Origin of the sequence: Clostridium sp. JS66, assembly GCF_033561535.1 — a bacterium.
Lineage (GTDB): Bacteria > Bacillota > Clostridia > Clostridiales > Clostridiaceae > Clostridium_AM > Clostridium_AM carboxidivorans.
In genome coordinates this window covers 3,495,585-3,511,886 of record NZ_CP131467.1, presented here as the reverse complement: position 1 = coordinate 3,511,886, position 16,302 = coordinate 3,495,585, and the positions used below count along the sequence as shown (strand labels likewise).

Here is a 16,302-nt window from a genome sequence, read left to right as displayed (position 1 = left end):
TTATAAAGATTATATGTAGATTATAATATTTTCACATACTTAACTTATAGTATATATAAAGTAAGAAATTTAATCTATAAATTTAGTATTATCAAGAAAACTCATCTTCATTGTTCTCTGAAAAGTTGAGAAATGAACAATTTAATATGTAATCACATAAGATGATACTGTACAAAAATATGGAAATTGGAAATGATTGATGGTAAATGTGGTTAAATGTGATAAAATACGAATAATAAGGAAGTGAAAAATTGTGAAAAAAGGTACTTTTACTAGGTATGAAATTAGCTTTATTGTAAGTTTAAGTATTGCAATGGCTTTAAGGCAGCTTGCTATGGTTATGATTCTTCCGTTCATGTCTGTGTATGGTAAGACACTATTGTATAATACACCGGTACTGGTAGGCATAGCTCTTGGCATATATGGTTTGATTCAAGGGATTATGCAGATGCCTTTTGGCAGTTTAAGTGATAGAATTGGAAGAAAAAATGTACTTACCATTGGTTCGCTATTTCTGGCATCAGGGTTAGCATTAGCAGCAATAGCAGATAATATATATATTCTTATAATAGCAAGAGCACTGCAAGGCATAGGAGCAATTGCTGCTGTGATAATATTCCAGATGAAAAAAGAAATCAGTCAATGAGTATTGTTGGTATGTTTAGTGGGTCTGCAGCGGTAATAGGATTTGTTGGAGGACCCTTTTTATATAATATAATTTCAGTTTCTAAAATGTTTGCAGGTTGTTCAGTATTAGTATTTTTGTCATGGATTTATATAGTTATATTTATTAAAAAAGATAATGTTAAAAAAACACATGAAGAAAAAAGTAAAGTAGACTATATAGGACTATTGAAAAATAAGTTATTTACAAAGTTGTCAGTTTCAGGTTTTATTATAAGTTATACTATGGTAAGTATTTTTTATATCATTCCTCAATTATTAGAAAAAAGTGTTGGTGTAGCTTCCATGTGGAAAGTATTTTTACCAGCCACCTTAATAGGTATCATTGTTATGAGTATTTTTTCAAAGCGAGCAGATAGAGGAAAATTATCACAAGCAGCACTTATTTCTTTTATAAGTATTTTAATTGGCGGAGCATGTCTTTTCTTTACTAATTTTTATAGTATCCTTTTAGGAACAACTATATTCATGGCAGGATATATGAGTCTTAATGCACTATTACCAGGGAATGTAACAAAGCTTTCTACAAAGAATACTAGAGGAACTATTACTGGTGTTTATAACACAATACAATTTGTTGGTTCATTTGTAGGTGGATCATTAACCGGTTTATTGTGGGGGATAAATAACCATTTACCAACTGTATTTATTATTATGATAAGTATATTAGGATGTATTATTGTTAGAAAATTGGAATTTACAGATAATGATGTATCTGCTTATTAAATAAATTTGCTAATTACCTTTGCAGCGGTAATTCTATAATAAAAGTTGTACCATTACCATCTGAGCATTTTACGTAAATAGTACCGCTGTGCAGTTCTATAATTTTCTTTGTAATTGGAAGTCCCAAGCCATTTCCATGTGTGGCATGAGAAGTGTCTCCTTGATAAAACTTATCAAAAATGTGTTTCTGTGTTTCCTCATTCATTCCAGGGCCGTTATCGCTTATGCTAAAGCGAATTGAGTCATTATATTGATGCAGACTCATATGAATTAGAACATGTGCAGTGCTAAACTTAATTGCATTATCAATAAGATTAATCCACACCTGGCTAATCAAATCTTCATCTCCAATAAAATTAATTTCTTCGCATTCAAAATCAAAGGAAGGGTCTTTTGTGCTCCATTTTTGTGCCATGATTGCAATACACCTTCTAATCTGTTCTGTGAGGTTATATTCTTTTAAGTTTGAGATAATGGCTTGGTTTTCAATTTTGCAGATATTTAGCACATTTTTAGATAGCTCTACCAAGCGATCAGATTCACTGATTATGATGTCAAGATATTCATCATGTTCTTCCTTTGTTAAATCACTATATTTCAACATTTTGGCAAAACCACGCATTGATACAATAGGTGATTTGAATTCGTGGGAAAAGTTGTTTACGAAATCAGAACGTAAAATTTCGATGCTGCTAAGTTCCTCTGCCATATGATTAAAACTTTTGCTAAGCTGTTGTAGTTCCGGGATGCCTTTAAGATTAATTCGCGTGCTAAAATCGCCTGCTGCAAGAGCATCTATTGCTATCATAATTTTACGAAGTAGTCTTAATGGAATCCTGCTGAAAATAACCGATAACATAGTTCCAAGCAGTATACTGATTATAGCAAGTGTAATGAATAAGCGAAAAGGATTGGATGAAAGTTGAAATTGAAGTATTCCTTTACTCCTTAATAATAGGATAATAAACATTATAAATGCAGTAAATACCAGAATAAGAAATACAATTCCTGTAAAAATCATTGTCAATCGCCAGTAAGACGTTTTTTTATTCAACATTCTTCACCGCCTTATATCCAACACCTCGTATAGCAACAATATCAAATTCAGGATAGCTGCTAAATCTTTTACGTAATCTTGTAATATGTACATTAACAGTGGTATCCACAGACTCTGAATCCATCCCCCATATTTCATCCATTAGTTGAAGACGGGTGAAAATATAATCAGGAGTAGATAGGAGTCTATAAAGCAGTTGAAATTCCTTCTTTGGAAGGGTCTGTTTTTCATCTATTCGTGTGACAGTAAACGCATCACTATCTAATATAACTTCGCCAATTTTAAGTATATGTTCACTTGCTTCATTTGCTCGTCTAAGCAAGGCTTTAATACGCCAAAGCAGTTCTTCTTCATCTGCTGGCTTTGTCATATAATCATCTGTTCCAGATTGAAATCCTCTGATTTTATCTGCAGTAAGCTGCTTAGCCGTCAGCATTAGAATAGGAATCATATTTCCACTTTTTCGTATAGTTTCAGTAAATTCATATCCATTCATTTCTGGCATCATCACATCAAGTACAATTAAATCAATATGAACTTGGTCTAAGATCTCTAATGCAGTAGTTCCATTATGTGCTAAATGTATTTCATATCCAGCATGGTTGAGAATAGCCTTCATCAACCTAGCCTGGCTTTTATCATCTTCTACAACTAAAATTTTAAACATTATGATACCTCCTGTTCTTTGAAATAATTATAACATGAAAAAAAAAACTTAAAATTAACTGATAGTGAAATTGTTATTATTTATGTTTGTTTATAATTTGTTCATACTTCTAACCTCTGAGTTAATTTTTAGTTTTTCATGCTGCCATATAATGTCGATTATGATCAGTTTAACAAACCAATCATAAAATTTACATTAAGCTTATTGAAAAAACTACAGTGAAAATTAATTTTAATAAATATATAAATAATTTGCATTTATTTTAGGAGGAAAAAAATGATTAAAAGAAAGAAGTTAATTTGTATAATAATTGCTTTAGCTGCTGTTGGAACTATATCAGTTGGAATAAGAACTTTTTCAAGTAAAGCAAAAAATAATTCAGCTATTTCCACAGCTAATATGAATAAAGCTACTGTAAAAGTAATAAAGGCTACCACAGATACATTTGCAGATAGTGCAGCCTTTAATGCTTCACTTGAGGCATCTGAAGAAGGAACTATAAGTAATAAAGTAGGAGGTAAGGTTACACAAGTTTCCTTTGAAAATGGACAAAGCGTGTCAGCTGGACAATCCTTAGTAAAGTTAGATGATACTGATATAAGAAATAGCATAAAGTCTAGTGAAGCACAAGTTGCTGCTGCACAAGCTCAATTGAATTCTTCAGAGAGTTCAGCAAACTCTTCACAAATAGGAATTAATAAGCAGCAAACAAATTTAGAAAGTGCCCAGAGAAATTATGATAGAATGAAGGCCCTTTATGATCAAGGTGCAGAAACAAAAGTTGATCTTGAAAATGCAGAAACACAGCTAAAAAATGCACAAACTGATTTGCAAACAGCTAGAGCTAATGCGGAGTCTTCAAGTCTTTCTGCAGATGCACAAAGAGCTAACATACAAAAATCACAAACAGATTTGAATACTCAAAGAGAATCACTACAAAACACAATTATTACAGCTCCAGTTAGTGGAGTTGTCAGTGGAAAAAATGTTACTGTAGGTCAATATATAAGTCCTGGAACAGCCATTGGAAAAGTAGAAAATATATCTTCAATAAATGCTGTTATTGAAGTGAAAGATAGTGATTTAAGTTATGTAAAATTGGGAGCAAAGGCTAAATTTAAGCTAAGCAGTGAAGATTCAAAAGAGCATGATGGAGTTATTAAGAGTATTGATGGGGCAGCAGATCCTCAATCTAGAATATTTAAATGTAAAATTCAGATTGACAATAAAGATGGAAAGCTTAAGCCTGGTGTTTTTGGAAAGATAAAAATTGTTAAGGATGAAAATAAAAAAGCAATTGCATTGCCACTAAAAGCACTGGGAGGTAGTGAAGGAAGCTATTATGTTTTTATAAATAATAATGGAGTAGCAAAAAAACAAAATATAGATGTAGGAGAAATTAGTGAAGATACAGTAGAAATAAAGTCTGGAATAAAAGATGGAGATAATGTTATTTGTACTAATATAAGCACTTTGCAAGATGGTGATGCTGTAAAAGCATTAGCAGAATAGGAGTTGAAGTTTAATTATGTTTTTATCAGATGTTAGTTTAAAAAGACCTGTATTTATCACTGTAATTATTATTGCTTTATTGGCTTTAGGTGCCATTAGTTATATAAACTTACCAATGGATCAGCTTCCAGATGTTGATATGCCAACGGTATCTGTTAGGATAACCCAAAGTGGAGCAGATCCAGATCAAATTGAGTCAAAGATAACAAAAAAAGTAGAAGATGCAGTAAGCCAAATATCCGGAGTGAAGCATGTTACCTCAACTATAACAGAGGGATCTTCAAATACTAGTGTTTCATTTGAACTAGAAAAGCCTTCATCTGAAGCAATGCAAGAGGTGAAAGATAAGTTATCTAATATTAGAAGCAGCCTGCCAAGAGATATTGATGACCCTGTAATTTCCAAATATGATGCCAGTGCATCAGCTATTTTTTCCTTTGCTGTAACTAGCTCAATGCCTAATAAAGAGTTATCAGAGATAGTAGATGATAACATTGTGAAAAAATTACAAACCATAAATGGTGTTGGAGCCGTCAATACATCTGGTCAAGAGGAAAAAGAAGTTCACATAAAACTAAATAAAGAAAAAATGAATTCCTTAAATATTACAGTTTCAGAACTTACTAATGGTTTAGGTGCTGATAATATTAATTTATCCAGTGGTAAAGTTTCTGGTGGAGATATGCAAATAAGCTTAAAAACTGATTCTTCTATAAAGAAGGTAGATGATTTTCTTAATGTTTTAATTACCAAACGTAATGGTAGTGAAATTAAACTTGGAGATATTGCAACAGTTGAGGATGGGAGTAAAGAAAAAAGTAGTTTATCTTTTTATAATGGTAAGGAAGCAATTGGTATTGATATTGTCAAACAATCTAATTCAAATACAGTACAAGTGGCTAAGGATGTTAAAAAAGAAATTGAAAGCATAAAAAAAAGCTTGCCATCAGGGGTTAAAATTAACCTTGTAGCCGATAATTCAACATCTATAATTGATTCAGTTAAAGATGTTCAGCAAACAATGATAGAAGGATGTATACTTGCGGTAATTGTAGTCTTTATATTTCTTAAGAATATTGCCAGTACTGCAATTAGTGCAGTTTCCATACCTGTATCAATTATTGCTACTTTTGCAGTAATGAAATTTATGAACTTTACACTTAATACAGTATCATTAATGGCTTTATCCCTTGCTGTTGGATTACTTATTGATGATGCTATAGTTGTTATTGAAAATATCGTGAGACATCTTAATATGGGTAAAAGTCCAATTCAAGCAGCAAAGGATGGAACTTCAGAAATAGGACTTGCAGTTATAGCCACTACTCTTGCCATAGTAGCGGTATTTCTTCCTATTGCTATGATTAATGGTATGGTAGGAAAGTTCCTTGTACAATTTGGACTGACCGTTGCTGCCAGTGTTTTGGTTTCACTATTTGTAGCTTTTACCTTGGTACCAATGCTTTCTGCAAAGAGTTTAAGCAGTAAAGAAAAGGAAGTTCCTATAATAGGAAAATTTTTAGAAAGATTTAATAATTCTTTTGATAACTTATCTAAAGCTTATTCTAAATTGTTAAAGTGGGCACTAGATCATAGAATTGTAACTTTAATGATACCAATAGGGTTATTAGTAGTAAGTTTGCTTTTAGCTACACAATTGAAGACAGGCTTTGTTGCTGCAACGGATAATGGACAAATAGCAATAACAGCAGATTTGGATGCAAGTTCCACCCTGGATAATGCTTCAAAGATTGATAAAGATATGGAAGCTGTTATTAAGAAGAACAAAACTGTACAATATATATCTTCTACAGTTCAATCAAATAAAATTAAACTTAATGTAAAAATTTCAGATAAGAAAGATAGAAAAGATAGTATTGATGAAATTATAGTAAAGATGCGACAGGATTTAGTTAATATTCCAGGAATCAATTTATCAATTAATTCAGCTGGTGGTTCTACAGGCTCAGGTAAGTCAGTTCAATATCATGTTCAAGGTCAAGATTTTCAAAAACTGCAAAAATATGCTTTAAAGGTTGAAAAAGTAATGAAAAATACCCCTGGAGCAGTAGATGTAGGTATTACTTATACATCTGGAAAACCAGAAGTGAAGCTTGAAGTGGATAGAGATAAAGCTCAAGATTTAGGAGTAAATCCAAGTACAGTTTCTAGTACATTGAATACTTTATTTAATGGAACTGTAGTAAGTCAGTATGAAACTGAAAAGGATAGATATGATGTTCGTATGCAGCTTGAAAAGAATGATAGAAAGGATTTTGATAGTTTACAAGGAATTTATGTGACCAGTACAAGTAATAAAATGATTCCTATAGATCAAGTAACTAGAAAGGTATTCTCTACATCTTCATCTACTATAAATAGATATGATAAAGAAAGAGAAATTCAATTAAGCGCAAATTATGCTCAAGTAGCACAAAGTGATTTTACTAAGGCATTTAGTAATAAACTGAAAAGTGAAGCACCTACGCCCAAGGATATAAAGTTAAGTGCTGGAGGAAGTCAAGACCAAATGGCAGAAAGCATGGGAGGTTTAGCTCAAGCACTTCTTATGGGAGTTCTATTTATATTCCTTGTAATTGCAGCTCAGTTTGAAAGTTTTGTAGATCCACTTGCTATTTTGCTTTCTCTGCCACTAGCTCTTATCGGTGCAATTTTAGGTTTACTTGTTGGCAATAAAGAATTAGATATGATGTCTGCAATAGGTGTTATCATGCTGATGGGATTAGTTACTAAAAATGCAATTTTACTTATTGACTTTGCAAAACAAAATTATAATAAAGGAATGAATTTAAAAGAAGCTTTAATAAATGCTGGACATACACGTTTAAGACCAATTATTATGACTTCTTTAGCAATGATTTTTGGTATGATTCCTACAGCAATAGCTTCTGGTGCAGGATCAGAACAACGTGCACCTATGGCTTTTGCAATTATTGGAGGATTAATTACATCTACATTATTGACACTATTATTTGTGCCAGTGGTATACACATATTTGAATGATTTAAAAATATTCTTTAGAAAAAAATTTGCAAAACGTTAGTAAAAAAATATTTAGAATCTAAATGACTATATCTAGGTTATAAAACTTAGATATAGTTACTTTTATATAAATTTATTTACAGGGGATGTTCCTTTTCACAGTACTCTTTTATATAAAATACAATAGATGGATGAATATTTTTCTTATAAAAAGAAAAAATATAGTGTAATTAAAATTAGAAAACTATATGAGGAGGAATATATTACGAAGGATAATTTAAACCAACTACGTACTATAAAAATAGATAAGAAGCAATTTAGAGTAATAGTAAAAAATATAATTAACGAGGATTATTTGATTATAACTAATGAAGAAAATGAATTTTATACTAGAGTAAAAAATCAAGTACAATATATGAAATCAAAATTCATTTTTTATGATGGAATTCAATTTGATGTATTAGTAAATGAGAAAAATAACAGTATTATTTTAACTAAGTCAGGTATATTTTGGAAAGAAGTGTATGAAGAGTATAAAAGTAAGTACGTTAAGGATGTATCACTTTACTAAAGTCAATAAGTCTTGATAGTGATCTTTTTCACATATAGATTAATGATAACTTTAGATGGAAAACATGTTTTAAAGTTCGAAATTTGTGATTTTATAAGGGGTTACAAGAAGGTATTAATAAGCACAAAGATGTAGCTTATGGTAAATTATGATTAAATATTAAAAGATGTTGAAGTTTATTGATATTTAATGTAAAATTTAAGTGGCTAGTAAAATAATTCTAAACATTTAATTAAAATTATTTTATTTAAAATACATAATGGGGGGACAACTTGATGAAAAGTAATACAAAAACTCTAAAATTTAAAGTAACGCTAAACTCTATATTAGTGGTATTTTTAGTTACAGTAGTGCTTGCAATTGTGTCTTACAGCATAATTAGCAAAAGATTAGATGCACAAATAAAAACAGATGGAAACAATTTTGTAGATGAAGTGGTTTCAGAAATTCAAACTAATAATTCAGTGCTTAAAAATTCAGATAATCTTTTGGGAGAAAAAATTAAAACTACAGCTTATTTAGTTGGACAAAATCCAACTACATCAAATGAATATTTAAAGCAAATAGCAGATAATATTCAAGTTCAGGAAATAGACATATCTGATCCTCAGGGGGTAATAATTTATTCGAATCTTCCAGCTAATATTGGATATAAATATCCAGAAGATCATCCTGTACAACCAGTTCTCAAAGGGCAAAAAACTGAGCTTATTGAAGCTGTAAGAAAAAGTACAAATTCAGTAGATAACAATTACTATAAATATGGTTGTGTAGCTTTAAAAAATGGAGGAATTGTACAAGTAGGTGTTATTGCTAATGAAGTTGAAAAACTAAATAAAGAAGTAAGTGATGAAAATTTAGTAACTAAATTAGCGAAAAAATCAAATGTTGTATTTGCATTAACCTTTGATAGTAATTTAAAGGCTTTAGCACATAGTGATAAAAGTAGAGTGGGAATTGCCTTAACAGATGAAGGAAGCAAGGAAGCAGTAAATGGTAAATCATATAGTTCTGTGTACAAATATAAAGGCATAGATGTATACGATGTTATAGTTCCTGTAAAAGATACTAATGGAAAAGTAATAAAGGCTGTGGATGTGGGAATTTCACTGCAAAATAAGCATGAAGCATTAGTTAGTGTTATATTAAGCTTTACAATAATATCTCTTCTTGCATTCATAATAGGTTCAATCTTATTAAAGTCATTAATAGGCAAGAATTTAAAACCTTTAGATAATTTAGCGGAGGGAGCAGAAAATGTTTCACAAGGTGACCTTACGAAGAATATAGAAGTAAAAACTGAAGATGAAATAGGTAAGCTTGGACATAGTTTTAATAATATGATTGAAAAACTTAGAAGTATGACTACCAATATTACTAATGTATCACAAAATGTAGAAAGTTCAACAAAATCAATTTTAACATCTTCACAGCAGGTTTCACAGGTATCAGAAGAAATAGCTACTTCCATACAACAAGTTGCAGATGGATCAGAAAAGCAAGTTACAGCTACAGATGAAATATCAAAGGCTATGAAAAATGTAGTTGATAATATAACAAGCATAAAAGAGCAGGTTGTTAATGTGGTAAAAGCTTCTGAAGAAGTGAATAAGCTTGCAGTAGATGGAAGAGAAAAAATGGATACTATGTTTAAACAAATTAACACTGTAAAAGATAGCGTTAATTATTCATCAAATGTAATAGCTGAACTTCAACAAAATTCAAAGGAAATAGGAAACATTGTAGAAATAATAGATGGAATAGCAGATCAGACTAGTTTATTAGCACTTAATGCTTCTATAGAGGCTGCTAGAGCAGGGGAAGCAGGAAAAGGTTTTGCGGTTGTTGCAGATGAAGTAAGAAAGTTAGCAGAAGAATCTATGACATCTTCAAATAATATTAAAAATTTAATTAATGATACTCAAGAAAAAACTAACAAGGCACTTTTATCAATAGAAGAAGGCAGCAGGGAATCTGAAAAAGGATCAACTACAGTAAAGGTGGTTGGAGAGTCCTTATATAGAATTTTAAAATCCTTTGATGAAATAAAAAATAGCTTGGAAAAAGTTAATGACATGATTACAAATTCAAAGGAAACTATTGATAGAGTAGACGGAAGTGTAAATAAAATACAAGATGTTACAACAAATACAGCAGCAAATACTGAAGAAGTAGCAGCATCTTCTGAAGAACAGACAGCAGTACTTCAAAGTGTTACTGATGATTTACAAAAGCTTAATAAATTATCTGAGGAATTAGCAGAAAGTGTAAAAATGTTTAAATTGTAGATTAGGTATTGACATGAAATTGCAATGAGTAATATAATAAGTTGTAAATTATATATTAATTCATTGAAAAGAAGAGTACTTTTAGAGTTCCTTTAAAGAGAGCAGGGACGGTGAAAGCCTGTATTGATATCTAAAATGGAAGAGAGTCTTTGAGAAGCTTGTTTTAAAATCGTAATGAAAAAACAAGACGTTAACTGCGTTAAAGTATAAGTGGATAAGGTAGTGATACCTATCAATTAGAGTGGTACCGCGGATATGACCCGTCTCTTTTATTAAAAAGAGATGGGTTTTTTATAATTTAAACTAATTTATCAATCCATAATTTTTATGAAAATAAAGCTTGTGGATATAAACTAAACTATTGAAAAATTATATTTTGGAGGTTTTAAAATGAATTATAAAAAATTAGTAGCAGAAAGAATAAAAGAGCATGTGGAATTGGATTTAGAAACATTGGAAAGATTAATAGAAATACCACCAAAATCAGATATGGGAGATTATGCTTTTCCATGTTTTCAACTTTCAAAGACTTTGAGAAAAGCACCGAATGCTATAGCAGAAGAATTAAAAGAAAAAATAAATAAAGATAACTTTGAAAAAATTGAAAACTTAGGACCTTATTTGAATTTTTTTGTTGATAAGATTGACCTTACAAAAAGTACTATAGAAAAAGTTCTTGAAAATGGAGATAAATATGGTTCTTCAGATATAGGAAGTGGAAAGAACATAACTATAGATTATTCCTCACCTAATATTGCAAAGCCTTTTCATGTTGGACATTTATGCAGTACATCTATAGGAAATGCTTTATATAGAATATTATCTTTTGAAGGATATAATTGTATAGGTATAAATCATTTAGGAGATTGGGGAACTCAATTTGGAAAGCTTATAGCTGCTTATAAAAGATGGTGTAATGAGGAAACTTTAGAAAAGGAACCTATAAAAGAATTACTAAGAATATATGTTAAATTTCATGAAGAAGCTGAAAAGGACCCATCTCTAGAAGATGAAGCAAGATTGCATTTTAAAAATTTAGAGGATGGATGCGAAGAAGAAACTAAACTTTGGCAGAGATTTAAGGATTTAAGCTTAAAGGAATTTAAGGTTGTTTATGACATGCTTGGAATAAAATTTGATTATTATACAGGAGAAAGTTTTTATAATGATAAAATGGATGCTGTAATTGATGAAATAGATAAAAAAGGATTGCTTGTGGAAAGTAATGGAGCTAAAGTAGTAATGCTTGATGAATACAATATGCCTCCATGCATGATAAAAAAAGCAGATGGAGCAACTATTTATGCAACTCGAGATTTAGCAGCAGCAATGTATAGAAAGAAAACTTATGATTTCCATAAGAGTATATATGTAGTAGGATCTGATCAATCTCTTCATTTTAAACAATTTTTTACTACATTAAAACTTATGGGGCATGATTGGGCTGATGATTGTAAACATGTAGCTTTTGGACTTGTTAGATTTGCAGATAAAAAATTATCAACGAGAAAAGGGGATGTTATATTCCTTGAAGATTTATTAAATGAATCAGTTGAAAAAACTTTAGAAGTTATAAATGAAAAGAATCCTAATTTGGAAAATAAAGAAGAAGTTGCAAAGAAGATAGGCATAGGAGCAGTAATATTTACTTATTTAAAGAACAACAGAGAAAAAGATATAATATTCGATTGGAAGGAAATTTTAAGCTTTGATGGCGAAACTGGTCCATATGTTCAATACAGTTATGCTAGAGGAAAGAGTATTCTTAGAAGAACAGGAGAAGTTAGAGGAGATATTGACTACAGCAAATTAAATTCTAAAGAAGAATTTGAACTTGTAAAAATTCTTGAAGGTTTCCAGAAATCTATATTATATGCTATAGATAAATTAGAACCTTATATAGTAACAAGATATATAATTGATGTAGCTAAAGGCTTCAATAAGTTTTATAATGCTCACAGTATAATGAATGCAGAAGATGAAGCTACAAAAATAGCAAGAATTAAATTAGTAGAAGCTACTTGTCAAGTACTAAAGAACGGATTAAATTTAATAGGAATTGAAACTGTAGAAAAAATGTAGATTTAAAAGTGCTTTAGAATAAGTAATTATTGTTCTAAAGCACTTTTGTTCAGTTATTTTCAAATTTTTTATATTGTTATATAATAAGTAATGTAGGTTTATTAAACCAGAAATTTGGAGGACTTTAGAATGTTTATAGAAGAATATAAAGAAGTATTAGATTTACATGAAAATGTATTTCAATATTATAATATGGATAAGGTTGCATATTTTGATATAGAAACCACAGGGTTTGATAAGGAAGAAGATAGAGTAATACTTATATCTCTAGGAAGATTTAAAGATGATAAGTTTTTTTGTATAAAGCAATATTTTGCAGAAGATTTAGAGGATGAAAAGGAAATATTATGTAATTTTCAAAAGGATTTATTGGAATATAATAAATGGTGTTCTTATAATGGAATAGCTTTTGATGAACCTTTTATAAAAAAAAGAATGGAAAAGCAAAATATAATATTTGAGTCCCCAAAGTATCATATAGATTTGTATAGACTTATAAGGCCTTATTATAAACAAATGGGCATGGAAAGATGCAATCTTAAAACTGTAGAAAAGTATATAGGTATAGAAAGAGAAGATAAAATAGATGGTGGTATAAGTGTAGATTTGTATAAGGAATTTTTATCAACTGCAAATAAAGAGCTTAAGAAAAAAATAATGCTTCATAATTATGAAGATGTATTAAGTTTGCCTAAGATACATGAACTTATTTTTAAAATAGAAAATGATCATGATTTAATTAGGGAAAATGTAATTACAAAAAAACAGTGCAGGTACCTTAAAAGTCTTCTTAAAAAGAATAATATTGTTTTAGATGTTGATATAGATAGAATATCAAAAAAAGCTGCTGCAAGAACTATAGACAATATATTAAGAGGGTGCGTGGATTGTAATGAATTGAAGGATATAATTAGCAACAGTTATTAGAATGATTTAGTACAGTAAATAGTTAACATGAGTATTAAAAATATTTAGACTTTATGTACAATTCATTGTATAATATAGGAAAGGAGGTAGATGTTTATGATAAAGGAAATAATGCATTCAGATATAGTTAAACTTAAAACAGAGGATGATCTAAAGAAAGCACTTGAAACTATAAATGCAAATAAAGTAAATGGAGCACCTGTAGTTGATGAAAATGATAAATTAGTTGGTATAATAGTTAAAGCTGATATATATAGATTTTTGATGGAAGAAGGTCATTATGATACTTGTCCTGTAGATTGGGTAATGACAAAAAATGTTGTTACAGCATCTGAAGATGAGGGTATCGTAGAAGTAGCAGCTAGACTTAGAGAAAACGATATTATTGCTATTCCTATAGTTGACGGAGGTGTTTTGAAGGGTATAGTTACAATTGAAGACATAGTTGACTATATTATAGAAAAGGAACAATATTATAGTTAATAAAAAGCCTGTTTAATGGACAGGCTTTTTTGTTAACTATTTTTTATTATAATGTGCACAATGACTGGAGCAAGAACCGCAGTCACATCCTCCAGAGGATTTTTTCTTTATATTTTTATATAGTATGCGTGCTGCAAAAGCAACTAAAACAACTGTTACTAAAATTTCTATTAACATATGATTACCTCCCAATCTAGAATATTAAAGAACCTAATCTAAAAACTATAAAAGAAACTAGCCAAGCTAAACCAAATTGATATACTACAGAAAATATGGCCATATTTTTACCATATTCTTTTTTCATAGCACCTACAGCAGATATACATGGGGTATATAGTAACACAAAAACTAAAAATGCATAAGCTGATATTGGAGTAAAATGATGAAGTAATGATAACTTTAAGTCACCACCATATATAACACCCATAGTGCCTATTACTGCTTCTTTAGCCATGAGACCTGTAAGTAATGAAACTGAACTTTGCCAATCTCCAAAGCCAAGAGGCTTAAATATTATGCTAATACATTTTCCAATATAGGATAGTATACTATTGTTTATATCTGTCATACCGTAAATGTTAAAATTGGATAAGAACCAGATAAGTATTGACATAGAAAATATAATAGTACCAGCTTTCTTTAAAAATCCTTTACCTTTATCCCAGGTATGTAATATAACATTCCTAAATTCAGGAAGTTTATATTCAGGAAGCTCTATTATAAAAGGTTCTTCTTCCTTCTTAAATAAAGTATTTTTAAACAATAATCCTATTATGAAAGAGATAATAATACCTAAAAGATATAATGACATTATAATACCTGTTTGTTTTGCAGGAAAGAAAGCAGAAGCAAATACTGCATATATAGGAAGTCTTGCATTACAAGACATAAGAGGGACTAAAAGTGCAGTAAGTTTTCTATCTTTTTCACTTTCCAAAGTTCTTGCTGACATAATTCCTGGAACCGAACAACCAAAGCTCATTACCAAAGGTATAAAGGCTTTGCCGGATAGTCCCATTTTTCTCATTAATTTGTCCATTATAAAAGCTGCTCTAGCCATATAGCCGCTGTCTTCAAGTATAGAGATACCAAGAAAAAGTGCCATGATAACAGGTAGAAAAATTACAACAGAACCGACACCACCTAAAATTCCTCCTACAAGTAATGATTTAAACCAAGGGCTTGTACTTGATAAGACATTTTCTAAAAAAGGAACTAAGTTTGAATTTAAAATTGCATCTAATTCATCTGATAGAGGTTGACCTACCCAACTAAAAGTGAATTTGAAAATCAAAATCAAAATAGCAAAGAATATAGGATAAGCTAAAAATTTATTAAGTACAATTTTATCTATTTTGTCTGTAGGTGACACATAATTATTGCTTGTCATAGTAAAGCATTTACTTAAAATTCCATTAATAAAAGCATAAGTTTCTTTTTCATCTTGAAATTGAAAATCATTATCAGTGAACTGGCTTAAAAAATGGCCATCAAGAAGCATTTTCTTTAAATGGTCTATTCCAATGCCTTTGGAAGCAACAATAGGTATTACTGTTACATTTAATTCTTTAGATAATGTGGAGTAGTCAATTTTAATTCCTTTAGAATCTGCCACATCTACCATGTTTAATACTAATATTATAGGCTTATTAAAGCTTTTAAGTTGAGTTGTAAGGTATAAATTTCTGTCTAAATTAGAAGCATCTACTATGTTTATTATTACATCTGCATCTCCATTAAGTAGAAATTCTCTTGATACTTTTTCTTCGTTAGAGAAAGTATCCATAGCGTAAATTCCTGGAAGGTCCACAATTTTTAAGGAATTATCCAAGTAACCTTCTTTTTTTTCTACAGTTACTCCTGCCCAATTACCTACATATTGATTGGATCCAGTTAAAATATTAAAAAGTGAAGTTTTACCTACATTAGGGTTGCCAAGCAAAGCTGCTGTAATCATATTAATCCTCCTAAAACATTACAATTTGGAACTTTTTATAAATATATTTTTTGCATCTTTTTTGCGTATTGCTAGATTGAATCCTCTTAAGTTTATTACTATAGGATCACCAAATGGGGCAGAAGCCTTTAAAGCAACTTCAGTTCCTTCTATGCATCCTAAAGCAAGAAGTCTTTTTATTAATTTTTCATTTCCGCATATACTTTCTATTAAAGCTGTTTCTCCAAGTTTTAAATCACAAATGCTCATTATTACCACCTCGTAATGAAAATCATTATCATTTATTATATTATAATAATAACATCATTTGTAGGTGGTGTCAACATTAAATACAAAAATAGATAG

12 protein-coding genes, 1 pseudogene and 1 other annotated feature are annotated in these 16,302 nt (G+C 30.1%); of the genes and pseudogenes, 8 read left to right on the top strand and 5 right to left on the bottom strand.

What is annotated here, in order from left to right:
* Positions 1 to 313: 313 nt before the first annotated feature.
* Positions 314 to 1,410, top strand: a pseudogene (locus tag Q6H37_RS16220) (MFS transporter).
* 13 nt (positions 1,411 to 1,423) lie between these two features.
* On the opposite strand, the gene Q6H37_RS16215 reads toward Q6H37_RS16220, so the two are convergent.
* Positions 1,424 to 2,467, bottom strand: coding sequence for a HAMP domain-containing sensor histidine kinase (locus tag Q6H37_RS16215; protein WP_318734009.1), 1,044 nt, complete (start codon positions 2,465 to 2,467; stop codon positions 1,424 to 1,426).
* On the bottom strand, positions 2,457 to 3,134 hold the full coding sequence (locus Q6H37_RS16210; RefSeq protein ID WP_318734007.1) for a response regulator transcription factor: 678 nt from the start codon (positions 3,132 to 3,134) through the stop codon (positions 2,457 to 2,459). The genes Q6H37_RS16215 and Q6H37_RS16210 overlap by 11 nt, the downstream gene beginning before the upstream one ends.
* Before the next feature lie 276 nt (positions 3,135 to 3,410).
* Between Q6H37_RS16210 and Q6H37_RS16205 the strand changes: the two genes are divergently transcribed.
* The 7 genes from Q6H37_RS16205 to Q6H37_RS16175 all read left to right on the top strand — a co-directional run bounded on the left by Q6H37_RS16205 (position 3,411) and on the right by Q6H37_RS16175 (position 14,000).
* Positions 3,411 to 4,646: an efflux RND transporter periplasmic adaptor subunit gene (locus tag Q6H37_RS16205; protein ID WP_318734005.1), complete on the top strand. Its 1,236-nt coding sequence runs from the start codon at positions 3,411 to 3,413 to the stop codon at positions 4,644 to 4,646.
* Positions 4,647 to 4,662: 16 nt separating this feature from the next.
* Complete coding sequence (locus tag Q6H37_RS16200) at positions 4,663 to 7,710, top strand: efflux RND transporter permease subunit (RefSeq protein ID WP_318734003.1); 3,048 nt, start codon at positions 4,663 to 4,665, stop codon at positions 7,708 to 7,710.
* Between the two features lie 126 nt (positions 7,711 to 7,836).
* On the top strand, positions 7,837 to 8,220 hold the full coding sequence (locus tag Q6H37_RS16195; RefSeq protein ID WP_318734001.1) for a hypothetical protein: 384 nt from the start codon (positions 7,837 to 7,839) through the stop codon (positions 8,218 to 8,220).
* Between the two features lie 275 nt (positions 8,221 to 8,495).
* Positions 8,496 to 10,508 (top strand): methyl-accepting chemotaxis protein, encoded by a 2,013-nt coding sequence (locus Q6H37_RS16190; protein WP_318733999.1) that lies wholly within the window; start codon positions 8,496 to 8,498, stop codon positions 10,506 to 10,508.
* A gap of 54 nt (positions 10,509 to 10,562) precedes the next feature.
* Positions 10,563 to 10,779, top strand: a binding site (T-box leader).
* Between the two features lie 119 nt (positions 10,780 to 10,898).
* The gene (gene argS / locus Q6H37_RS16185) at positions 10,899 to 12,590 is read left to right on the top strand and encodes an arginine--tRNA ligase (protein ID WP_318733997.1); all 1,692 of its coding nucleotides are present in this window, start codon (positions 10,899 to 10,901) and stop codon (positions 12,588 to 12,590) included.
* Positions 12,591 to 12,719: 129 nt separating this feature from the next.
* Positions 12,720 to 13,517 (top strand): ribonuclease H-like domain-containing protein, encoded by a 798-nt coding sequence (locus Q6H37_RS16180; protein ID WP_318733995.1) that lies wholly within the window; start codon positions 12,720 to 12,722, stop codon positions 13,515 to 13,517.
* Between the two features lie 96 nt (positions 13,518 to 13,613).
* Entirely contained in the window at positions 13,614 to 14,000 is a 387-nt protein-coding gene (locus tag Q6H37_RS16175) for a CBS domain-containing protein (protein WP_318733993.1), read from the top strand.
* Between the two features lie 36 nt (positions 14,001 to 14,036).
* Here Q6H37_RS16175 and Q6H37_RS16170 read toward each other — a convergent pair whose 3' ends face one another.
* Genes Q6H37_RS16170 through Q6H37_RS16160 form a run of 3 tightly spaced genes read right to left on the bottom strand, consistent with a single transcriptional unit; the run spans position 14,037 to position 16,206 of the window.
* Entirely contained in the window at positions 14,037 to 14,177 is a 141-nt protein-coding gene (locus Q6H37_RS16170) for a FeoB-associated Cys-rich membrane protein (protein WP_007062436.1), read from the bottom strand.
* A gap of 16 nt (positions 14,178 to 14,193) precedes the next feature.
* Positions 14,194 to 15,957, bottom strand: a complete 1,764-nt coding sequence (gene feoB, locus Q6H37_RS16165; RefSeq protein WP_318733989.1) for a ferrous iron transport protein B — start codon at positions 15,955 to 15,957, stop codon at positions 14,194 to 14,196.
* A gap of 18 nt (positions 15,958 to 15,975) precedes the next feature.
* Positions 15,976 to 16,206 carry a FeoA family protein gene (locus Q6H37_RS16160; protein ID WP_007062438.1) on the bottom strand — a complete coding sequence of 77 codons (231 nt, stop codon included), beginning with the start codon at positions 16,204 to 16,206 and terminating at the stop codon, positions 15,976 to 15,978.
* Positions 16,207 to 16,302 lie beyond the last annotated feature (96 nt).